This window comes from Pedobacter zeaxanthinifaciens (assembly GCF_003313335.1).
GTDB classification, from domain to species: Bacteria; Bacteroidota; Bacteroidia; order Sphingobacteriales; family Sphingobacteriaceae; genus Pedobacter; species Pedobacter zeaxanthinifaciens.
Window position 1 is genome coordinate 153,009 of the sequence record NZ_QMHP01000008.1, and the last position, 23,559, is coordinate 176,567.

Here is a 23,559-nt window from a genome sequence, read left to right on the forward strand (position 1 = left end):
AAAAGCTTTTGGGTAAGGTTGTGCGCTTTAACCGACCCCTGACTCCTGATCCCTAATCCCTAACTCCTAATCCCTAACCCCTAGCTAGTGCTTAAAATGTCTTACACCTGTAGTTACCATTGCAATGCCTTTTTCGTTAGCCTTCGCTACAGAGTCAGCATCTTTAATAGAACCACCTGGCTGCAGTACCGAAGTGATGCCAGCATCAGCGGCAATTTCCACACAGTCAGGGAACGGGAAGAAAGCATCAGAAGCCATAGCAGCGCCTTTTACGCTGAAACCAAATGATGCCGCTTTTTCAATGGCCTGTCTCAAGGCATCTACCCTTGAAGTTTGACCAACGCCACTTGCAATTAAAACATCATCCTTAACCAAAACAATGGTGTTAGATTTAGTGTGTTTCACAATTTTATTAGCGAAGTGTAGGTCTTTTAATTCTTGTGCAGTTGGCGCTTTTTCAGTTACCGTGGTCATTTGTTCAGGACCTTCAATAATTAAATCTTTGTCCTGCTCAATTACACCATTTAATAAAGTTTTGAATTGCTTTTTGTTCAATTCAACGTAGTTACGTTTTAAAATAACTCTGTTTTTCTTTGTTTTAAATAGCTCAACAGCAGCTTCCTCATAGCTTGGGGCAATTAATACCTCAAAAAACAAGTTGTTTATTTCTTGTGCTGTAGCCAAATCAATTTCCCTGTTCGCAATCAATACACCACCAAATGCCGAAACCGGATCGCAAGCCAAAGCATCAATCCAAGCTTGCTTAATGCTGCTTCTAGAAGCCACGCCGCAAGCATTGGTGTGTTTTAAAATAGCAAATGTTGGTTCCTCAAACTCATCGATTAAACTTACTGCAGCATCTACGTCAACCAAGTTGTTGTAGCTTAGTTCTTTTCCGTTTAGTTTGGTGAACATTTCGTCTAAGTTGCCGTAAAATGTTCCTTTTTGATGAGGGTTTTCGCCGTAACGTAAAGTTTGTGCCGACGCAATACTCTCTTTAAATACGTTTAAAGGTTCTTCGTTATTGAAGTAGTTAAAAATGGCGGTGTCGTAATGTGACGAAGTATGGAATGCTTTTTTAGCGTAAGCCTTACGTTGTGCTAGCGTAGTTGCACCATCTTGTGCTTGCAATTGTTCTAACAAAGTAGAATAATCGTCTTTAGAAGCGATGATTACAACATCATTAAAGTTTTTTGCTGCAGCTCTAATTAAAGAAATACCACCGATATCAATTTTTTCAATGATTTCTTCATCGGTGCCACCATTTTTTACTGTTTCCTCAAACGGATATAAATCAACAATTACCAAATCAATTTCTGGGATTTCGTATTGCGCAATCTGCTCTTGATCACCCGCCAAGTTTCTGCGGTTTAAAATGCCTCCAAAAACTTTTGGGTGCAACGTTTTTACACGTCCGCCTAAAATAGATGGGTAGCTAGTTAAGTCTTCCACAGCGGTAACTGGAACGTTCAAGTCTTTAATAAACTGTTCGGTTCCGCCGGTGCTAAATAAGGTTACACCTTGTTGGCCTAAATACTCAACCAATGGCGCTAAACCATCTTTATAATAAACTGAAATTAAGGCATTTTTGATCTTTACTGATTGGCTCATTTTGAGGGTATTGTTTTGAGCCGCAAAGGTATGAAAAAATAGAGGCTTTGTAAAAGCTTGTTTCGATTTTTTGGTTTAAAATTTAAAGGTTTAAACCAATGCAGGCAAATAGCCGCTTAAAGATAGATAAAAAGAATAAAGGGCGCTGTAAATTAGTACAGCGCCCTTGTAGTTTTAAAAGCCTAATCCAACTGTAAAAGCTCTTACAGGAGTGGCTATAATGCCCAATTGACTTGCTGCGCCGGTAGTTAAGTTTACCGTGTAAATGCGTTGGGTAGTTCCTACGGTAAATACGCCATAAGCTATGCCCGTAGCACCTCCAATATCAAAACCATTGCTGCTTTCTACGTCAATTCCCAGCGGACCAACATCAACCAAAGTCCCATTGTTAGGTGGGTCTTGTTTGTACAATCGGTTGGCGGTAGCGTCAATATCAAACAGAACAGTTGTTGTGGCACCAGCAAAATTATTGGTGTAAGCTGCGCCAGTTACTGCTGTATTGGCCAAAGTAATTGCGCCATCTACGGTTAAGGTAGCATCCATAGGGTTCACTCTTAGGTTTTGGCCCAAATTGCTAACAATCCTAATTCTGTCTACAGTTGGGTTAAAATCGAAACCAAAATGCGTTCCTGATAACAAAGTGCTTAACGGATTAGCGCTTATAGCCGTAGCTGCACCAGATGATGCATTAATAGTGTAAATCCTGCTAGTGCTACCCAATGCGTACAGTTGTCCGTTCAGTGGGCGCATGTCTAAGCCAACAATACTTTCGCCGGTTTGTATGCCGGTAATGGTTTTAACTACAATGCTAGGATTTGCACTGGTATGGTTGAAAATCAAAAGCTCATTATTGTTCGATACCGCATATGCTACCGGAGCTGTTGGAATGGCAAGTCCTATTACTTGTTGGCCAAAATCACCAATTTTACCTGCTTTGCCAGTGGTTACATCAATAGTATATAAACCATATTTGCCATTGTTTACTAAAGCGGCAAGTGCAACACCTTCTGAGCTAATGTCAAAACCTCCAGCTTCATCAATGTCGTAGCCTAAATCACCAACTTCAACTAATTTTCCGTCGTTTGGCGGATCTTGTTTGTACAGTTTGTTGGTAGTAGCATCAATATCAAAAAGTACAGTGGTAGCTGCACCAGCTTTGTTTTCTGTATAGGCTACGCTACCAATTTTTACGTTGCTTATGCCGTTAATGTTCATGTCGGTAGCGGCTACCGTTCCTGTTTCTGGATTCAAACGTAAGTTTTGGCCGTTAGCGCTTACCAACCTAATTCTATCTACCGTCGGGTTGAAATCAAAACCGAAAGCAGTGCCAGTTATAGCAGGACTAAAAGGTGTGCTGTTAATTGCTCTCGCTGTACCAGTTTTTGGGTCAATTACATAAACCCTACTGCTATTGCCTAGTCCGTAAAGTTGTCCGGTAGCGGGTCTGAAATCAATGCCAACAATTTGCTCACTCGCTTGTAGGCCGGTGATGCTCACTTGGGCATTAACAATTTGCGGGTTTTGGGCGTTAACCATCAATAATTTGTTATCATTAGTTAATAGGTAAACATTAACGTTTGGTCCCATTACCAAACTTTCGCCAGATTTGTCTTTTTTGCAGGAGGTTAGGGCGAATAAAATAGAAAGTAGCAGTGTCGCAATAAGCGAAACTTTTTTGTCGTTCATCATGATTTTAAGAGTTAAGATTAATTAAACTGGTGAGTGTTTTCCGGGCGATGTTTTGGCCCTATACAAGCGGTGGCCGTTGGGGAATTTCTAAGAAAGTATCGCAAAGCGAAGGCGTTACCGATCTAAAAACGTGTGCTAGCATTGTTTTAAAGAAAAGTACGCTGGTGGAGGCTACCATCAAATCCTCGCTCTTGCCAAGCTTAATAGAAGTATAAATTTCGTCGATGTCGCAAGCGTCAATGCTCATGGCGTATGCTGAGCTGATACTAGCTGCGGGCAGTCGCTTGCTTTGTGGTGTTGCGCTTTCTTGCGTGTAACGTGCAAAACCCAATAGCAAAAAGAAAAATACGAAATAGGTAATGGTTCTTCCCATAAGCTTGAGCCTCTGTTCGTTTTTATTGAACTAAGCTCATTTACGAGGCAGTGGGAAATTTGGTTTTATCTTTTTTTAATTTTTTTGTGGAACGGTTTATTCTTCCGCCAAAATCATTGAAAAGCTAAATAGTTAGATGGTACAAATACTTATTTTTTAATTTTTCTAATTAACATTTCTACCACTCGGGGGTAATGTAAATGCTCCAATTGCTGGCCTTTAAACTTGATCATCTCTAAGTTGTCGTCTTTTTCTATACGGTATTTGGCCTGATAAATGAACTCACCTTCGTCGTAATGTTCGTTAACATAATGTATAGTAATTCCGCCTTCCGTTTCGCCTGCCGCAATAACCGCTTTATGTACATTATCGCCATACATGCCCTTTCCGCCAAATTTAGGCAGCAAAGCTGGATGGATGTTGATGATTCTCCCAGGATATTCCTTTAACAAATTTTGTGGGATAAGCCATAAAAACCCCGCTAGTACAATTAAATCAATATCCAAATTTTTAAGCAGGTCTAATACTTCATCAGTTTGGTAAAACTCTTGCCTGTCAAAAATATGAGATGGAATTTCAAAGCTGTCGGCCCTCTGTAGCACATAAGATTCGGGATTATTAGTAAGCACTAGTGCAACTTCGGCTTCGGTACTACGTTTGAAATGCTCCATTATCTTTTGGGCGTTTGAGCCTGAACCTGAAGCAAAAATGGCGATACGTTTCTTCACAAATTTTATGTTTTTTTCAAAAATAACATTTTAGCTGTTTTTGCACTAATTTCGAGCCAAAAAACCTAAATTTGCACCGCTGGAATTACACAGTATAAATAATTAGTGTTCAAAACCTTCGGGCTTAAACCGTTGCGAGAAAATTTTTTTAAAAAGCATTTTGCAATTAAAAATATTACCTCTATATTTGCAGTCCGAAAATAAAAACAGAGAAGAAATAAAAGGCTAAACAATGGCAAATCATAAATCAGCATTAAAAAGAATTAGAGCAAACGCTGCAAAACGTTTACGTAACAGATATCAAGCTAAAACTACACGTACTTTTATTAAAAGATTGCGTGCTGCTGAAGATAAAAAAACAGGATTAGAATTGCTTCCGAAAGTAATTTCTATGTTAGATCGTTTAGCTAAGAAAAACGTAATCCACAAAAACAAAGCTTCTAACAATAAAGCTAAGTTGACGAAATTCGTTAACAACTTGAAATAGTCGCTTTTTTTAACGATATTAGGAACGGTGTCATCGAAAGATGATGCCGTTTTTTTGTTCTAAAAAAATGCGATGAAAAAAATAACTCTCTTTCTGGCTGCTTTCTTATTAAGCGGCCTTGCTTTCAGCCAATCAAAATTTGAAATTTCTGGTAAATACAAAACTCCCGTAGATGGAATGATGAAGATTTCCTATGGAGATGGAAAATCAGATTTCATACCTATCACAAATGGGAGCTTTAAATATCAGGGCAAAGTAGAAGCTCCATACGCTATAACGCTATTTGCTGAGTTGAAAAATATCCCATCGGAACTAACAGTCTCAGGTGTGAGTTTTTTTGTGGATAGTAAGCCTACAATTGTAGAGTTGGATACCCTGACAAGAAAAACCGCTAGATTTAATTATATAGAGACTAAAACAACATTTCTTCAGAGAAGTATCTTCCAAGAAAAACTTGATTTGCTTAAAAACGAATTAAGCGGTTTAAGCGCTTCCAAAGATGAGGATAAAAAGAAAGGTGAGGAAATTGTTTTGGCCAACATAGCGAAAAATAAATCTGAAAAAGAGCGGAGTATCCTTATTAACTGGAATTCAAAATTTTTATCGAATGAAAAAATTCTGGAGTTGTACAATGGCTTTAGCGATAAAGCCAAAACATCTTCTTACGGCATTCAAATCAAAAATGCGGCGCTAAAAAAGTATACCCTCAAGGTTGGGGACATGCTGCCATTGTTTTCTCAAAAAGATACTAAAGGAAACATTCTAAAAAGTTCCGACCTAAGAGGTAAATATATTTTGATTGATTTTTGGGCCTCTTGGTGTGTTCCGTGTAGAGAAGAAAATCCAAATTTGGTAAATGCATTTGCTAAATTTAAAGATAAAAACTTTGATATTTTGGGTGTTTCCCTAGATACCAAAAAAAGTAATTGGATAGAGGCAATTACGGCTGATGGTTTAGCTTGGAAGCATGTTTCCGACCTCAATGGTTGGGAAAATGAAGTTTCTCGAATGTTTAACATCAAATCGGTTCCTTCAAGTATCCTTATCGACAAAGAAGGGAAGATAATTGCCATGAATTTAAGAGGTGAGGCTTTGAATAAAAAGCTCGAAGAAATCCTCCTCTAAGTGAAAATCTACATCTATGCACCACTATGAAAACAAACTCGGCATTAAAGCTTGGGCGGAGGCCGATCGCCCCAGAGAAAAATTATTACAGCAGGGCCGCCGGCAGCTTACCGATGCAGAACTTATCGCTATTTTAATTGGTTCGGGCAGTAGAAACGAAACTGCTGTTGACCTGAGCAAGCGTATTTTGAGCTCTTGCCAAAATGATTTACAACGTTTGGCACAATTGGGCGTTAAAGAACTTTCTAAATTTAAGGGCATAGGGGGGGCTAAAGCAATTACCATTGTGGCCGCTTTGGAGTTAGGGCGACGAAGAAAAGACTCAGACAAACCCCAATTGGAAAAACTGATTTCTTCGAAAGATGCCCATGATATCATCAAGGCTGATTTGGCAGATTTGCCACATGAAGAATTTTGGATACTGTTGCTAAATAGAGCCAACATCTTAATAGGAAAGCATTTGCTGAGTAAGGGAGGGCAATCAGGAACGGTAGTTGATCCTAAAATGATTTTTAAAACGGCAATTGAACACGGTGCAGCGGCACTAATTTTGGTGCACAACCATCCCTCTGGTAGTTTAAAGCCTAGCAGCGCCGATATCAATATCACCAAAAAACTAATGGAATTGGGCAAAATGATGGAGATTGCCGTACATGATCATCTCATTGTTTACAACGATACATTTTTAAGTTTGGCCGATGAAGGGCATGTTTAAGCGCTCAAATGCTATATTCAATCGTTTCAATTCTTTACATTTGAAAACAAAAAATAGAAAATGAAAAATATCATCGTAATTCTTTTGCTTTTCGTTGCTGGCTTTCAAGCGCAGGCGCAAAAAAATCCATCTATCAATATTATTACTTACAATATCAGGTACGCAACCGAAAATGATGGTATTAATGCATGGAGTAAGCGAAAAGATAATGTAAAGGCTTTGGTGAAATTTCATGAAGCTGACATTCTTTGCACACAGGAAGCCTTAGCGGAACAGTTCGATTTTCTGTTAGAAAATTCGGATTTCGAAGCAGTTGGTGCGGGCAGGGATGATGGTAAACGTAAAGGTGAATTCTCCCCAATTTATTACAACAAAAACAGGTTCAGCAAAAAAGATGGAGGTGTTTTCTGGTTGTCGCAAACGCCAAACGTGCCTAGCAAAGGCTGGGATGCCATGTTCAATAGAGTTTGTACTTGGGTGCGCTTATACGATAAGTTGAATAAAAATGAATTTTTGGTGTTTAACACTCATTATGATCATGTTGGCGTACAGGCCAGAATAGAATCGGCTAAATTAATTAAGCAAAAAATTCAAGAAATTGCTCCTAAACTCCCAGTAGTTTATACCGGCGATTTAAACGTAACTCCAGAAACGGAAGCCATCGCAACAATTAAGTCTTTTTTGAGCGACAGTAAGGAAATAAGCAGGCAAGCGCCATACGGTCCAGATGGCACTTTTAACGGTTTCAAGTTTGATAGCCCGTTAAAAGATAGGATTGACTATATTTTCGTAAACAAGGGGTTTAAAGTACAAAAATATGCCGTGCTATCTGATAGTAAAGACCAGCGCTATTTTTCGGATCATCTCCCGGTTTTTGCACAAATAAAATTCTAAACGCTTGACTTTTCCGGTTCAATTTGAATTTGCGGGGCAACTGTATCATTGGCATTTTTTGTTAGAAACATTAGCCTTTTTGATAGGTGTGCGCTTGTATTATTTCATGCGTAAGGGTGTTGATGATCCAATATCTAGCCAAAACCGACTTTGGATTATGTTGGGCGCTATGCTTGGGGCTTTAATAGGCTCCAGGTTGTTTGCTATTTTAGAAGATCCCGCCAATGTAAGTCAACTCAATTTTCAGGTGCTCTATGCAAGTAAAACTATTGCAGGAGGTTTGTTGGGCGGCTTGTTTGGAGTGGAGCTCATTAAGAAAATAATAGGTGTACATGTTGCTTCCGGAGATATTTACGTGATCCCCATCTTGGTAGCTTTAATTATTGGCAGGTGGGGCTGTTTCTTTATGGGGGTGGCCGAGCCAACCTACGGAACGCCTACCAATTTGTTATGGGGCATGGATTTGGGCGATGGCTTACAACGTCATCCGGTTATGCTTTATGAAATATTGTTTGCATCCTGTTTGTTGTTGTTTTTTATCCTGATAAGGAAAAAGAAATTACGCAACGGCGAAAGATTCAAACTTTTTATGGTGCTATATTTTCTATTTAGGTTTTTAATTGAGTTTTTAAAGCCCTACCAGTCGTTGTTTTTAAATTTAAGTAGCATTCATTGGTCGGCAATAATTATATTTATCTATTACTATAAATTTTTATGGCGATTATTAAGCGGCAAGCTTTTTCGTCAAACAGCTTATGAAGACTAGAGATTACGTTTATTACGATTATACGAAGAGCCTTTGCCCAGAATGTTTGATGCTTTGCGATGCGAAGATTGTATTTCAGGATGCCAAAGTTTGGATGCTGAAACGTTGCGCTACGCATGGTGAAAGTAAAGTGATGATTGCCGATGATGTAGAATATTACAAGCAAATCAGGAACTACAACAAACAATCAGAAATGCCATTGAAGTTTAATACGAAAGTGCATTATGGTTGCCCTTATGATTGTGGTTTGTGTACCGACCACGAACAGCATTCATGTCTTACTGTGGTAGAAGTTACTGATCGTTGTAACTTAGCTTGCCCAACCTGCTACGCAATGTCATCGCCGCATTATGGTAGGCACCGCACGCTGGACGAAATCAATAAAATGCTGGATACCGTGGTAGCCAACGAGGGCGAACCAGATGTAGTTCAGCTTTCTGGAGGGGAGCCAACAGTACACCCCGATTTTTTTGCAATACTGGATTTGGCAAAGCAGAAACCTATCAAGCATTTGATGGTCAACACCAATGGTATTCGTATTGCTAAGGATGTGGCTTTTGTGGAACGTTTAGCATCGTACATGCCTGACTTCGAAATTTACTTGCAGTTTGATAGTTTCAGTCCGGAGGTGCTCACTAAAATGAGGGGAGAAGATTTGACTGAAGTGAGAAAGAAAGCCATCGCAAACCTGAATCAGTTTAACCTATCTACTACGTTGGTGGTAACCTTACAAAAAGGGCTTAACGACCATGAAATTGGAGATATCATTGATTTTGCGTTGAAGCAAAAATGTGTGAGAGGGGTTACTTTTCAGCCTACGCAAGTTGCTGGAAGAAACGATAATTACAGTGATCAGCAGGGAAGGATAACGTTAACGGAAGTAAGGCGCAAAATTTACGAGCAATCTATATTTACACCGCAGGATCTGATTCCGGTTCCTTGCAATCCGGATGCGCTGTGTATGGCCTACGCATTAAAGGTAGATGATGAGGTAATTCCAATGACTAACTTGATTAACCCAGAAGATTTACTGAATAATTCCAAAAACACCATTGTTTTTGAACATGATGAAAGATTAAAACAACACATGCTTAACCTTTTTAGTACAGGTGTTTCTGTAGATTGTGCTGAAGGAACTTTTGGTGAGTTGATGTGTTGTTTGCCACGGGTGCAGTCGGACGGATTGAAATACGATAACTTGTTTCGGATCATCATCATGAACTTCATGGATCCACTTGATTTTGATGTGCGTGCCGTTAAAAAATCCTGTGTTCACATTGTAAGCGATAAGATGAAGATGATTCCATTTGAAACGATGAACATCTTTTATCGAGACAGTAAAATTGATCAAATAAGAAAAAATATTCACCCAGTAAGTTAATTGTTATGGAAATAGTTGCTTTATCTGTATTGTACTGGATTGCAGTAGGAATTATGCTTTTAGTGGGCTTAATTAAACTTATTTTTGGTAAACGAACGGAGCAAAATCAAAATCCCGGACTAAAGTTGGTTATTGCTTCAGTCATCATGTTTGTTATTGGCGGCGGTGCCTGTGCGCTTATCCTTAGTGGACTGGGCAGCATGCACTAATTTTATTCATCAAACTCTTCTGCTCGTTTTTTGCTTTCCGCATTAAATAATATCTTTGCGTTTTTAAAATCGTAATGCGTATAGCAATATGCGTAGTGAAACTGTCGCAATACGCAATACGTCCTACTCAATACCCAAAATGAAAATATCATATAGCTGGCTAAAGCAAATACTAAAAACAGACAAAACTCCGCAAGAACTTTCGTTGATTTTAACCAATATTGGTTTAGAAGTAGAAAGTTTGGAGAAGGTACAAACTATTCCGGGTGGATTAGAAGGTTTAGTAATTGGCTTTGTAGAGGAGCGAACTCAACATCCAAATGCAGATAGATTGAGCGTAACAAAAGTAAATGTTGGCGGTGCTGAACTGTTGCAAATTGTTTGTGGTGCGCCAAATGTGGCAGCTGGTCAAAAAGTAGTAGTGGCTACGGTTGGTACAACGGTACATCCTAACGAGGGCGAACCTTTTAAGATCAACAAATCTAAAATTAGGGGAGAAGTTTCTGAAGGAATGATTTGTGCTGAAGATGAAATTGGCTTGGGTAATTCGCATGCCGGTATTATGGTGTTGGCCGAAGATGCACCTATTGGCTTAGAAGCGAAAAAATATTTCAACGTTGATGATGATTATTTGTTTGAGATAGGCTTAACGCCAAACCGTGCTGATGCTGCTTCGCATTTAGGGGTAGCTAGAGATTTGGCCGCATATTTACGTAGCAACTATGAACTGCCAGATGTAAGCGCATTTAAAATAGATAATGAAAAGCTGAAAGTTGAGGTACAAGTGGAAGCTGCCGATGCTTGTCCGCGTTACAGCAGTGTGAGCATTAGTGGGGTTACTGTAAAGCCATCGCCTGATTGGCTAACAGCTAAATTGAAAGTAATTGGCGTTCGTCCAATTAACAATGTGGTTGATGTTACCAATTATGTGTTGCATGAGTTGGGTCAGCCTTTACATGCTTTTGATGCTGATCAAATTGCAGGCAAGAAAATCATCGTTAAAAAATGTGCAGAAGGAACTCCTTTCGTTACTTTAGATGAGGTAGAGCGAAAGCTTTCTGCGGAAGACTTAATGATTTGCGATGCAGAGAAACCGTTGTGTATTGCTGGTGTTTTTGGTGGTATTGGCTCTGGTGTAACTGATCAAACTACCAATATATTTTTAGAAAGTGCTTATTTCAATGCAGTTTCGGTACGTAAAACTTCTAAAAGACATGGCTTAAAAACTGATGCTTCTTTCAGGTTTGAACGTGGCACTGATCCTGAAATTACAGTACTGGCTTTACAAAGGGCTGCTTTATTGATTAGAGAGGTAGCTGGTGGCGAAATTTCTTCTGCGGTATCAGATATTTATCCCGTAAAAACAAAACCATTTGAAGTATCGGTCAATTATCAAAACATTGTTGATTTAATTGGTAAAGATATCCCTTCAACTGAAATCAAAGAAATCATTACTTCTTTAGGAATTAGCGTTGCTAAAGAAACCTCAGCGGGCTTAGATTTATTAGTGCCTGCTTATAAGGTAGATGTAACTCGAGAATGCGATATAACAGAAGAAGTTTTACGTATTTACGGATACGACAACATCGAAATTCCTTCGAAAGTTAACGCTTCATTAGCTTACACGGTTAAGCCAAATAAAGAAAACATTCAAAATTTAGTGGCTGATTTGTTAACATCAAATGGTTTCGTAGAGATTTGGTGCAACTCGTTAACACGTTTGGCCAATTCAAAAAACGAAGCTGAGGCTGTGCAAATTTTAAATCCTTTAAGTTCTGATTTAAATGCCATGCGACAAACTTTGTTGCAGCCAGCTTTAGAAAGTGTAGCGTACAACATCAACCGAAAAAATAGTGATATTAAGTTTTACGAGTTTGGTAAAACCTATCACTTAATTGAGGATAAATATGTAGAACGCCCACGTTTATTGCTATTACTTAGCGGTGCAAAGCATAGTGAGCAATGGAACCAGCAATCTACACCTGCTACGTTCTATAATTTAAAGGCTGCAGTAGATGCCATTATCAAACGTTTGGGTTTAAGTGGCTTCCAAACAGCTGAGATAAACAACGAGAGTGTTCAAAACTTTGCCTATGGACTAAAGTATTTCAGAGGTGATAAAACTTTGGTGAGTTTTGGCGCAGCAACTAACGCTGATAAAAAAGCGGCAGGTTTAAAGCAAGATGTTTTTTATGCTGATTTTGATTGGGCTTTTGTGTTGGATGCGTTGAAGAAAAACAAAATCATCAATAAAGAGGTGCCTAAATATCCTTCGGTAAGGAGAGATTTATCCCTACTGGTTGATACTGCAGTTACTTTCGATGAATTGAAAACCATTGCGTTTAAAACTGATAAAAAATTGGTGAAGCAGGTACAGGTTTTTGACGTTTACCAAGGCGATAAATTGCCCGAAGGTAAAAAATCTTATGCCTTAAGCTTTACTTTGCAGGATGAGGAGCAAACCCTAACTGATAAGCAGATTGATGCGATAATGCAAAAGATTATTAGTAACTTAGCCCAAACTGCAAAAGCGGAAATAAGATAAAAAAAGTTAAAAGTAAAAAGTCAAAAGTGCCAGGTTATCAAGGTTGAAAAACTTAACACCTATAACCTTAACTTATAACCTGTTAAAAAAAAAATGGCTGCAGTAGCTGAACAACTTAATAGCGTGATGCAAAAAACAACTCGTTTAATCGAATTGTGTAATGCCTTACAAGAAGAAAATCAACTGCTACAAGCTGAAAATAAACACCAAAAACAGGCTTTAGCGCAAGCGCAAGCTACGCAAGCCGAGTTAGATGAAAAGATAAGAGTACTCAAGCTAGCCAAGAGTATTGAAGGAACAAGTGAAAAGACACTTGATATAAAGCAAAAAATTAACGAATTTGTGCGGGAAATTGATAAGTGTGTGGTATTGCTTAAAAAATAGGCAATCAGGATTAATTGAAACAAAGCTAAAATGGGAGAAATCTCGATTAAAATAACTATCGCCGACCGTATTTACCCCTTAAAGGTAAGCATGGAAGAGGAGGAAATTGTGAGACGTGCGGCAAAAATTATCAACGAACGTATAAAAGACTATCAGGAGAATTATGCGGTTAGAGATAAGCAAGATTTGTTATCAATGGCTGTTTTACACTATGCTACGGCAGTTTTAAAAACTGAGCATAAGGTGCAACACCAAGATACAACTGTTGCCGATAAAGTTGAAGAGTTGGATAGTTTATTGAACGGGTTTTTCGCTAAGTAATACGTTCTTTATTACCTCATCATCAGATGGGTATACCTAGCTATAAATTTGGCCGTGGCTAAATTTTTATGTTTCAGTTAATGGATTGTGGCAACACACATGACGCATAAAGATTTAGTTACGGTTTTTTTATACAACAAACAATGGAGATACTAGGAATAGTAGGATGCGTACTTGCCAGCTTGGTAGCTGGTATAGTAATTGGCAGATACCTGCTGCGTAACCTGTTAAAACAACAGGAAATAGCGGCTCAAGCAAAAGCAAAGAAAATTTTAAAGGATGCTGAAAATAATGCTGAGATTCTAAAAAAGAACAAGCTATTAGAAGCTAAAGAGAAGTTTTTACAGCTAAAAGCAGAGCATGAACAACAAGTGCAAACTAGAAATAGCGAGGTAGCGCAACGTGAGAATAGCATTAAACAAAAAGAACAATCTTTAAATGCTAAACTAGAAAATGCAAATAGAAAAGAGCAGGAGTTAGATAAGCATAAAGATAACTTAGAGAAGCAAACCGCTTTGGCTGTTAAGAAGCAAGAAGAGGTTGAAGTGCTTAAAAACCAACACGTAAAACAGTTGGAAACTATTGCAGGCTTAAGTGCCGAAGAAGCAAAAGCGCAATTGGTTGAAAATATGAAGTCTGAAGCTCGTTCGCAGGCATTGATGCAAGTGAAAGATATTGTGGACGAAGCTAAACTAACTGCTAGCAAAGAAGCTAAAAAAGTAGTTATCCAAACCATTCAACGTACAGCTGCGGAAGCTGCCATTGAAAACTCTGTTTCTATTTTCCATATTGATAATGACGAAATTAAAGGTCGTGTAATTGGTAGGGAAGGACGTAACATCCGAGCTTTGGAAGCGGCAACTGGCATCGAAATTATTGTTGATGACACACCTGAAGCAATTATTTTATCTGGTTTTGATCCTGTAAGAAGGGAAATTGCCCGATTGGCTTTACACCGATTGGTAACAGATGGTCGTATTCACCCAGCACGTATTGAAGAAATCGTAGCAAAAACCAAAAAGCAAATTGAAGACGAAATCATTGAAATTGGTGAACGTACAGTAATTGATTTAGGAATCCACGGTTTGCATCCAGAATTGATCAGAATGGTAGGACGTATGCGTTACCGTTCATCTTATGGACAAAATTTATTGCACCACTCTCGTGAGGTAGCAAATTTCTGTGCTACAATGGCGGCCGAGTTGGGCTTAAATGCCAAGTTGGCTAAGCGTGCTGGTTTGTTACATGATATCGGTAAAGTGCCAGATGATAATCCAGAATTGCCACACGCTATTTTGGGTATGCAATTGGCTGAAAAATATAAGGAACACCCGGATGTTTGCAATGCGATAGGTGCCCACCACGACGAAATTGAAATGACTTCGTTAATTGCGCCAATTGTTCAAGCTTGCGATTCTATTTCAGGAGCTCGTCCAGGTGCCCGTAGGGAAGTGGTGGAAAGCTACATCAAACGCTTGAAAGAGTTGGAAGAGTTAGCAATGTCATACCCAGGTGTGGAGAAAACTTTTGCTATACAGGCAGGTAGGGAATTACGCGTAGTGGTAGAAAGCGAGAGGGTAACCGACCAACAGGCGGAGTTACTAGCAGCTGATATCTCTAACCGTATCCAAACTGAAATGACCTATCCAGGCCAAATTAAGGTTACTGTAATTAGAGAAACCCGCTCAGTAGCATTTGCGAAGTAATTTAATGATTACACTGATTTCAGGATTACACTAATTAATAACTGCGTCATTGCGAGGCACGAAGCAATCTCTAGAATGAAATTAGGATACCGCTTTAAGATTGCTTGGTGACTCGCAATGACGACTTCTAATGATACTAAAACTAAAAGCGATAGATTTCTATCGCTTTTCTTATTTTTACAATCTAAAATTAACCTGCAAGGTCATAAGTTTACAAAGAGAATAGCTTAGCTTAATGTCTTTGTGGTTAAATTAAAATAACCAATATGAAACAACTAGAAAGAAAGTCTGTAGATATCTTATTTGATAAATACGCAGAAAGCCATCAAAATGGAACTAATAAATTGATCCACTGGATTTGTGTGCCTTTAATCGTTTTCAGTTTGTTGGGTTTGGTTTGGTTAATCCCATTTCCTCAGTTGTCATTTTTAGGGAAGTATCAAAGTTATTTCAACTGGGCTTCATTCTTATTGGCTTTTGCACTCTACTATTATTTTACCTTATCTCCAACTTTGTTTTTCTTAATGATTTGGGTAGTTGGAGGAATGAGCTATGGCATTGTGCAGTTAGAAATGTGGGAAAAATATCATAATGGTCCGGCAGCTTGGATGATTTTCTTAAGCATCTTTGTGCTTACTTGGGTTGGTCAATTCATTGGTCATAAAATAGAAGGAAAAAAGCCTTCATTTTTAGAAGATGTTAAGTTTTTGTTAATTGGCCCAATTTGGTTATTACACTTTATCTGTAAAAAAATCGGCTTAAAATATTAATTCAAAAGCCGTTTATAAACGCTTTAACAATTTGTTAACCTGCGGGTAAACAAATGGTAATTTCAAGCTAACATCAAGCTAACATTGTGGTAATAGTTTTGCCCTAATTAAAAATAAGGCAAATTGAAATCACAATTAACTCTAAAAAAAGCATTACTAACTTTCATTTTCTTGTTAGGTAGTGTACTTGTTTTCGCACAGGGAACCGGAAAAATTGCAGGAACTGTAACCGATAAAAAAACTGGCGAAACATTAATCGGCGTGTCGGTACGAATTGCAGGTACTACTAAAGGAGTAGGTACCGATGTAGACGGAAAATACGTTCTTCCAGGACTTACACCAGGCAAGCACATCATCGAAATCTCCTACGTAAGCTACGCCACCAAAAAAATTACCGATGTGGAGGTTAAAGCGGGTGCTGTAACTACATTGAACGTAGTGATGGAAGAAGCTTCTTCTCAAACCTTAAATCAGGTGGTTATTACTGGCAGTTACAAGCAAGAGTCAGTAAATGCATTATATGCACGTCAAAAAAATAGTGCGGTTATTTCCGATGGTGTATCATCAGAGTCTATCAAAAAATCTCCAGATAGAAATACTTCAGATGTATTAAAAAGGGTAAGCGGCGCTACAATTCAAGATAACAAATTTGTAGTGATTAGAGGGTTAAGTGATAGGTATAACAATGCTACTTTAGACGGGGCTTCTTTGCCTAGTACGGAGCCTAACCGTAAGGCTTTTTCTTTTGATATTGTTCCTTCAAATTTAGTGGACAATTTAATGGTGAGCAAAACAGCTACACCAGATTTGCCAGCAGATTTTACTGGAGGTTCCATTCAAATTATCACTAAAGACATTCCAGATAATAATTTTGTTTCCTTTGGTATTGGAGCTGGTTACAATACAGCATCAACGTTTAAAGATTTTAATACGGGAGTTAGAAATGCAACAGATTATTTAGGGTTTGATAATGGTGATAAGGCGTTGCCTGCCAATTTTCCATCGCGTAATAGAATTATTAGTGGTAACTTAACTAATGATCAGGGTATTTCGGCAATGAAAAGCTTGTCGTCTGATTGGAAAATCTATAACAATACAGCCTTGCCTACTCAAAACTATCAGTTTACTTTAGGCAGGGTTAAAAACTTTAAAGATAGCGGAAATAAATTCGGTGCATTGGTTTCGCTTACTTACAGAAATGCGCAAAATATACAACAAGATGTAATTCGTGACTACGTAAACTTCGATTATCACGATAACATTTATAAATTTTCTACCAATTTAGGTGCCATAGCCAACTTTGCTTATAGTTTCGGTAAAAGTAAAATCACCTTCAAAAATATTTATAACAGAACTTATGATGATCTTTTCTTAACAAGAAGTGGATTTAACAGCGATAGAAATCGCGATATCAGGTTCTATGCTTTTGATTTAATGCAAAAAGGCTTATTCAAGTCAACTCTTGAGGGTACTCATCCATTAGGTGAAAACAACTCGAAAATCAATTGGTCCGTGAGCTATGCCAACATTGTGAATGACCAGCCTGACCAAAAGAAAATCTCGTACCAAAGAAATCCATCTGATGCCGGTACCGCTGACTACGTTTTTGTAGGAAGTACAGGTACGGTGAGTAAGGAAAATTCAAGATTGTTTTCTAAGTTGAATGAAGATAACTTCAGCGGCGGTTTGAATTATACCTTGCCGGTTAAAATGTTCAGCCAAACATCTACTTTTAAAGCGGGATTAAACTCAATTTATCGTAACCGTACTTTTGATGCTAGGTTTATTGGTTTTAGAGCAAATACTAGTGCGCCAAATGCGGATGAAATTAGCAGAAGGCCGTTAAGTGCCATTTATGGAAGAGATGCGATCAATAGCGGAGCTTATTTCTTAGATGATATTTCTTCAGATGCTGATAGCTATACCGCACATTCTATGACTAATGCTGGATATGCAATGTTAGATAATAAGTTTGGTCAGAAATCAAGGTTAGTTTGGGGCGTTAGGGTAGAGCAATTTAATGTGGTATTGGATGCCAAGGTGCCAACAAAAGAAACCTCTGTTGACGATAACTATGTTGATGTTTTGCCTTCCGTAAACTATACCTACAGTCTTACTCCAAAAGTAAATTTGAGGGCATCTTATTACCGTACTTTAGCTCGTCCTGAATTTAGGGAATTGTCATCAGCTGCTATTTACGATTACGAATTGCTAGCATTGCAACAAGGTAATCCTAATCTAAAGGAAGCAAAAATCGACAATGCTGATATCCGTTTCGAGTTTTATCCACAAGCTGGCCAAATTTTTTCGGTATCTGCATTCTATAAAAAATTCCGTAATGCAATCGAGTCGTTCAATGCTGATGGTGGATCCTCAAGGATAATTACTTACATCAACTCTGATAATGTATCGGTTTATGGGATAGAGTTGGAGTTCCGTAAAAGCTTGGATTTCATTTCAAAAACAGATTTCTTAAAAAGAACTACATTCTACACCAACCTATCATTGATTAAATCTAATGTTGAAACTTCAAACACTGGCTTGAATTTGATTGATACGAAACGACCGTTAGTTGGACAAGCGCCTTATATTATCAACGCTGGTTTGCAACACAGTTTCTTGGGTGATAAACTAAGTTTCAATGCTTTATACAACAGAGTGGGAAGGAAATTAAACGTTGCTTCTGGTGTGTTGTTTCCATCAATTTGGGAGGCACCAAGAAACGTTGTTGATTTACAGTTGGCGTTGAAAGTGATTAAAAACAGAGGTGAGTTGAAATTCAATGCAGGCGATATTTTAAATAATCGCATTACACAATACTACGATAACAACCGCAATAAAAAATACGATACGGCAAATGGCGATGAAACTATCAGCAGCTTTAAACCGGGTAGCAATTACGGATTGTCTTTCTCTTACACTTTTTAATGTTAAATAATTGTAACTGTAAGTGGCTGATTTTTAACAATAAGTTAAAGCTTTTTTAATAGCCAAATTATATCGGTATTACACCTTTGTGGTAAGTAAAAAATAAAAAATAAAGATGAAAAAACATTTATTGCTTTACGCTCTTAGCGTACTAGTTTTCTTGGCAAGTTGTTCTAAAAGCACTGTTGATGAGGATTTAAATCCAACAACGCCAGCAAACACTGTTGAGGTTTCTGGAGATTTAACTGCAAATACAACTTGGTCTGCAGATAAAATCTATTTGTTAAAAGGAAACGTTTTCGTTACCAACAATGCAACATTAACTATCCAACCTGGTACCATTGTTAAGGGTGATAAGGCTACTAAAGGTGCATTAATTATTACTAGAGGTGCTAAAATTATGGCTGTTGGCACCGTGGAGAAGCCAATTGTATTTACTTCAAGCATTGCTGCTGGCGCACGTAAAGAAGGCGACTGGGGCGGCGTAATTTTATTAGGTAAAGCGCAAAATAACATCGGTACTTCGGTAGCTATCGAAGGTATTTCTGATGCTACTGATAAAGGCAAGCATGGTGGAAATGATAATACAGATAACTCAGGTACAATGAAATATGTGCGTATTGAGTATGCTGGTATCGCTTTAAGCCCTGATAACGAAATCAACGGTTTAACTTTTGGTTCAGTGGGTTCTGGCACTACTATCGACTACGTTGAGGTTTATCGTTCTGGTGACGATGCTTTCGAATGGTTTGGCGGTGCAGTTAACTGTTCACATTTGTTAGCTATCGATAGCTGGGATGATGATTTTGACACTGATAATGGTTTCTCAGGTAAGGTTCAGTTTGGTTTGGCTCAACGCTTAGCTAACACTGCCGACGTATCTGGCTCAAATGGTTTCGAATCTGATAATAACTCTGCGGGTAGTACTGCAACACCACAAACATCAGCTGTGTTTTCAAACATGACGATTTTAGGTCCAGTAGGTTCAGGATCGTCAAGCATCAACGCAAACTTCCAACATGGCGCTCAAATCCGTCGTAACTCAGCAATGAGCTTGTTTAACTCGGTAATTGTTGGCTATACTGAAGGTGTTTTCATTGATGATGCATTACCTAACACTACAACTTCGGTAGCAACTTCACCTAATTTAACTTCAGGTGCAATTGTAGTTGCTAATAACTTAATCTATAACAGCAACGGTAAAGGAAATCAAATCAAAGCTTCTAATGCTACTGCATTAACTGCAATAACTGCTTTATTAACTGGAACTTTAGCAGCAAATACATTTGATCCAGCTACTTTGGCTTCAGCTATTTTTACTGATCCTTACAAATATGCTGCAGATTTAGTTTCAGGTACTAGAATTGGAACACCTAACTTTACTTTAGTGGCAGGTTCTGCTGCAGCTTCAGGGGCTTCATTCACAAATTCAAAAGTTGCTACAGGTTTTACCAACGTAGCTTACAGAGGTGCATTTGGTGCTGATAACTGGGCAGCAGGTTGGGCTCATTTTGATCCTCAATCATTACCTTACACTACGCCAGGTGCTGTAAAGTAATTTCAATTTAAAAATAAAAGTCAAAGGCCCCGGAGATGATACTCTGGGGCCTTTGGTTTTACATTATATTTTATTTTTTTATAGGCTGATAAGCATAAACCACCTCATATTTTTGTTGTTTCAGGGGTTCAGCCAACTCGCCAATTTTCAATCTCTTTTTTTGTGGAGTGGGTTCGCAAACTGAGTAAACCTTGCCATTGTATAAAATGCCATCACCAACAGGCTTATCAAAAGCAACGGCCATGGTAATATGCGTTGGATACAGCAAAGCAATCATAGGTAGGTCGTAAATTTCCTTCACCAAGTAAAAAAACAAGGCTGCTCTATCATCGCAATCGCTTTGCTCATTAAGCAGAGTAAGCTCAGGCGAAAAGCGTTTTTCTTTACCCATTAATCGTTCATCGTCCTCGTACAAGAACGCATATCGTGTAAACTGCATTAAATAATCCACACCTTTTTTAGCTGTCATCCCTTTGAGGTTATCTTTCAAAATTGGAATTAATGATTGATAAGTGGCTTTGCTCAAAGGAATATTGAAATAGGTCTCAAAATCCACAACAGGGTAGTTCGCAAAAATCTGTGAAACCTCATCTGTAACCTTTACATTAAAGTGGTAGGATTTGTGTTTATAATTAAAAGCAATCTGTTTTTCTTGGTACGATTCAGGTTTAAAATCAGGCATTTTAGTCACCTTATAGCTAAAAGTATTTCTTGCTTCAGCAATTGCTAAATCAACTGGCAAGTAGGTGTCAGCTTGTTTAAATAGTTTTTGATAATCGTGGTAATTTAAACATATGTACTTTTTACCTTCAAGTACAAAATAGGGAATATCCGAAATATCTTCCTCGCATTTGACATAAAAAATGATTTGGTTATCGCCAATAGCTACTCTAGCATCATAACCCGATTTAGTCATTAAAAACCATTTGTACAACGTATAGCTATGGTAATTTTTCGCTTTGGGGCTCAGTTGTTCCGCAACTTTACGCACCAGTTGGTAATAAAGCCAATCATTAAGCTGGTGTTCCGTTTGATATGTTTTTAAGGATGAGATAAGTGCCGCTGCCTTGCTGGAATTATCAAGTTGCTGATAAAATTGCTTTACATTATTGGCGTTTAGGTCCTTGTTGAAATTTTGCTGTAGTGAGTTGTCTGCACCGAAATTAAAAGTGCCTTCATAAAAATCAATACTATATAATTGGGCCTTTGCGCTTGTAAAAGCACATAAATTGATCATCAAAAATGATAAGCAATATAAGCTGTATTTTTTGAAACGGCACATTTGTTAATATTGGCTTAACATTAAATTTAAGAAATGTTAACATAAAAGTGCAAGCTTTTCAAGATAAAAAAAGAGGAAAGTTCAGATAATACATTTTTCCTGTTAAGAAAATATAAAATAACCTAGGTTTTACATCCGCTTAACATAGCCCTGCTACATTTGTCTTGTAAATATTTGGTTAGTATTTATCATACAGTTTAGGTTAGTTGATGCAAAAAGCCCCGATGGATGTCGAGGCTTTTGCTTTTTTACCTGTGCTGTCATTTCGAACAGCGTGAGAAATCTAATTGTTAAAGTATTTACAAATTCTTTCCAATTTTTTCTAAAATATCTGCCGGAATTTTATGAGTGTCCACCACTAAGAAACCATCTAAACAGTCGGAAAACTTAGGGTCTATATTAAAACAAATGATTTTTGCATTCAAATTCATATACTGTCTTAGCAGTACTGGAATTTTAATGTGATTGTTCTCGATATCGCCAATTAGGCTATCTAAATCTTTCAAACTTTCACTTTGTTCAATTAACAAGTCGGTGTCAATAGGAGTAAGGTCGGCTTTAAATTTATTCCTCGGCTTAACATAGTGAGCTAGTTCGTAGTCAAAATGATTCTTCGTAATAAAATCCACAATCAACGATTTGCTAAACTTCGAAAAACTGTTGCTGATACTCACCGGACCAAACATGTATCGGTATTGCGGGTTCAACATCAGGTATTTCAAAATTCCCTTCCAAAGCAAAAACAGGGGTAATGGCTTTTGCTGATATTCCTTGCGTATCCACGAGCGACCCAACTCAATACCTTGACGCAACACCGGATAAAAAGGTTCCTTAATTTTGAAGAGTTCCGAGATATAAAAACCTCTTTTGCCCATCGTATTTAAAATTTCGTCACCTTTGCCAATACGATAAGCCCCTACAATCATTTGTGCCTCCTTGTCCCATATAAAAAGGTGGTTGTAGTAAATGTCGTAATTGTCAAGATCGATTTTTTTGTTTGTGCCTTCACCAACCTGCCTAAAAGTAATTTCACGCAAACGACCAATTTCTCTTAAAATATTAGGGATAGAAGAAGTGGGAACGATAAATACTTCATAATTTTTCTCCTCCCAAACTCTGAAATCTTCTAAGCCGGCAACTTCTTGCGCCATAAGCTCTTTCGAGGTTTCCTCTACAATTTCAGCTGGTTTTTTCTTGATTTTAAAAAGATTGATGGGGTTAAAGAGTTTTCTTTCCTGCTCAATGCTGGTACCTAAAGCATAAGTTCTTGCTCGTAAAAAGTCAAGCAGTTTGTTAGTGTCTTTATTGTAGTTAATGTCCTCAATTTTGATGGGCTTACCTATGCGCACCTTAATTTTTAGCCCTTGCTTATTCAAAAATTCAGAAGGTAACTTGGCCGTACGCAAAGTTGGATGTATAAAACTCAAAATGTTGAATAAAACACCGTTATTGCCGTGAAAGTAAATAGGCACCACTGGCAATTTAGCCTTTGCAACCAATTTACCTACTACCGGATGCCACAATCTGTCGGTAATTTCCTGTTTCTCTAAGTTAAAAGTAGAAACTTCCCCCGCCGGAAAAATACCAATTGGAATGCCGCTTTGTAAAAGATCAAAAGTAGTTTTTAGTCCGCTGATGCTTGATGAATGTTGTACATTTTCAAAAGGGTTTACTGCAACAAAAAACTCACTTAGGTTAGGTATTTTTTTCAAAATGAAGTTAACCATCACCTTTGCTTCGGGGCGTACGGTGCAAAGTAATTTTACCAAAGCTAAGCCCTCAACACCACCATAAGGATGGTTGGCAATGGCAATGAAACCGCCAGTTTTAGGAATGTGTTTCAAGTCGTCCTCATCAAAATCAATGGATACACCAATGGTTTCCAGTATTTTATCTACAAACTCTAATCCCTCAAAATGTTGGTTCATGGAAAATACCTTATTAATGTCGTTTAATTTCATCACTTCCATTAATAAGGCTGCCAAGCCAGGTACGCCCAACTTATCAATTTTTGTGGCTTGTGCAAATTCCTTGGTGGTAATAATCTTCATATCAAAAAGTGTAAAGCAAATTCAAAATTAAGATTT

The 23,559-nt window shown here is 38.0% G+C and carries 20 protein-coding genes; 14 read left to right on the forward strand and 6 right to left on the reverse strand.

Features of this window, described 5'->3' with window-relative positions; translation table 11 throughout:
- Positions 1-84: 84 nt before the first annotated feature.
- The 4 genes from purH to purN form a co-directional block, all read right to left on the reverse strand.
- Complete coding sequence (gene purH / locus DUT68_RS13465; RefSeq protein WP_113638732.1) at positions 85-1,611, reverse strand: bifunctional phosphoribosylaminoimidazolecarboxamide formyltransferase/IMP cyclohydrolase; 1,527 nt, start codon at positions 1,609-1,611, stop codon at positions 85-87.
- 174 nt (positions 1,612-1,785) lie between these two features.
- On the reverse strand, positions 1,786-3,300 hold the full coding sequence (locus tag DUT68_RS13470) for a DUF4394 domain-containing protein (protein ID WP_198659597.1): 1,515 nt from the start codon (positions 3,298-3,300) through the stop codon (positions 1,786-1,788).
- 58 nt (positions 3,301-3,358) lie between these two features.
- Positions 3,359-3,673, reverse strand: coding sequence for a hypothetical protein (locus DUT68_RS13475; protein ID WP_113638733.1), 315 nt, complete (start codon positions 3,671-3,673; stop codon positions 3,359-3,361).
- 149 nt (positions 3,674-3,822) lie between these two features.
- Complete coding sequence (gene purN / locus DUT68_RS13480; protein WP_113638734.1) at positions 3,823-4,401, reverse strand: phosphoribosylglycinamide formyltransferase; 579 nt, start codon at positions 4,399-4,401, stop codon at positions 3,823-3,825.
- Between the two features lie 232 nt (positions 4,402-4,633).
- On the opposite strand from purN, the gene rpsT reads away from it, so the two are divergent.
- From rpsT to DUT68_RS13550, 14 genes are all read left to right on the forward strand, one after another.
- Positions 4,634-4,888: a 30S ribosomal protein S20 gene (gene rpsT / locus DUT68_RS13485; protein WP_113638735.1), complete on the forward strand. Its 255-nt coding sequence runs from the start codon at positions 4,634-4,636 to the stop codon at positions 4,886-4,888.
- 72 nt (positions 4,889-4,960) lie between these two features.
- The gene (locus DUT68_RS13490; protein WP_113638736.1) at positions 4,961-6,013 is read left to right on the forward strand and encodes a TlpA family protein disulfide reductase; all 1,053 of its coding nucleotides are present in this window, start codon (positions 4,961-4,963) and stop codon (positions 6,011-6,013) included.
- Positions 6,014-6,029: 16 nt separating this feature from the next.
- Positions 6,030-6,728, forward strand: a complete 699-nt coding sequence (gene radC / locus DUT68_RS13495) for a RadC family protein (RefSeq protein WP_113638737.1) — start codon at positions 6,030-6,032, stop codon at positions 6,726-6,728.
- 60 nt (positions 6,729-6,788) lie between these two features.
- Positions 6,789-7,622 (forward strand): endonuclease/exonuclease/phosphatase family protein, encoded by an 834-nt coding sequence (locus tag DUT68_RS13500; RefSeq protein ID WP_113638738.1) that lies wholly within the window; start codon positions 6,789-6,791, stop codon positions 7,620-7,622.
- A gap of 4 nt (positions 7,623-7,626) precedes the next feature.
- Positions 7,627-8,388, forward strand: coding sequence for a prolipoprotein diacylglyceryl transferase (locus DUT68_RS13505; RefSeq protein ID WP_113638739.1), 762 nt, complete (start codon positions 7,627-7,629; stop codon positions 8,386-8,388).
- Positions 8,378-9,769 (forward strand): radical SAM protein, encoded by a 1,392-nt coding sequence (locus DUT68_RS13510; protein ID WP_113638740.1) that lies wholly within the window; start codon positions 8,378-8,380, stop codon positions 9,767-9,769. The genes DUT68_RS13505 and DUT68_RS13510 overlap by 11 nt, the downstream gene beginning before the upstream one ends.
- A gap of 5 nt (positions 9,770-9,774) precedes the next feature.
- The gene (locus DUT68_RS13515) at positions 9,775-9,978 is read left to right on the forward strand and encodes a hypothetical protein (RefSeq protein WP_113638741.1); all 204 of its coding nucleotides are present in this window, start codon (positions 9,775-9,777) and stop codon (positions 9,976-9,978) included.
- A gap of 139 nt (positions 9,979-10,117) precedes the next feature.
- Positions 10,118-12,523, forward strand: coding sequence for a phenylalanine--tRNA ligase subunit beta (gene pheT / locus DUT68_RS13520; RefSeq protein ID WP_113638742.1), 2,406 nt, complete (start codon positions 10,118-10,120; stop codon positions 12,521-12,523).
- A gap of 93 nt (positions 12,524-12,616) precedes the next feature.
- Positions 12,617-12,907: a hypothetical protein gene (locus DUT68_RS13525; protein ID WP_113638743.1), complete on the forward strand. Its 291-nt coding sequence runs from the start codon at positions 12,617-12,619 to the stop codon at positions 12,905-12,907.
- A 30-nt stretch (positions 12,908-12,937) separates the two neighbouring features.
- Entirely contained in the window at positions 12,938-13,228 is a 291-nt protein-coding gene (locus DUT68_RS13530; RefSeq protein WP_113638744.1) for a cell division protein ZapA, read from the forward strand.
- A gap of 143 nt (positions 13,229-13,371) precedes the next feature.
- Positions 13,372-14,934, forward strand: a complete 1,563-nt coding sequence (gene rny, locus DUT68_RS13535) for a ribonuclease Y (protein WP_113638745.1) — start codon at positions 13,372-13,374, stop codon at positions 14,932-14,934.
- A 266-nt stretch (positions 14,935-15,200) separates the two neighbouring features.
- On the forward strand, positions 15,201-15,704 hold the full coding sequence (locus DUT68_RS13540; protein WP_113638746.1) for an Mpo1 family 2-hydroxy fatty acid dioxygenase: 504 nt from the start codon (positions 15,201-15,203) through the stop codon (positions 15,702-15,704).
- A 123-nt stretch (positions 15,705-15,827) separates the two neighbouring features.
- A complete protein-coding gene (locus DUT68_RS13545; RefSeq protein ID WP_113638747.1) occupies positions 15,828-18,632 on the forward strand; it encodes a TonB-dependent receptor in 2,805 nt (934 codons plus the stop codon).
- Between the two features lie 115 nt (positions 18,633-18,747).
- The gene (locus tag DUT68_RS13550) at positions 18,748-20,190 is read left to right on the forward strand and encodes a hypothetical protein (RefSeq protein WP_113638748.1); all 1,443 of its coding nucleotides are present in this window, start codon (positions 18,748-18,750) and stop codon (positions 20,188-20,190) included.
- A 70-nt stretch (positions 20,191-20,260) separates the two neighbouring features.
- Here DUT68_RS13550 and DUT68_RS13555 read toward each other — a convergent pair whose 3' ends face one another.
- Positions 20,261-21,427: a hypothetical protein gene (locus tag DUT68_RS13555; protein WP_113638775.1), complete on the reverse strand. Its 1,167-nt coding sequence runs from the start codon at positions 21,425-21,427 to the stop codon at positions 20,261-20,263.
- Positions 21,428-21,771: 344 nt separating this feature from the next.
- On the reverse strand, positions 21,772-23,523 hold the full coding sequence (locus DUT68_RS13560; RefSeq protein WP_113638749.1) for a lysophospholipid acyltransferase family protein: 1,752 nt from the start codon (positions 23,521-23,523) through the stop codon (positions 21,772-21,774).
- Positions 23,524-23,559 lie beyond the last annotated feature (36 nt).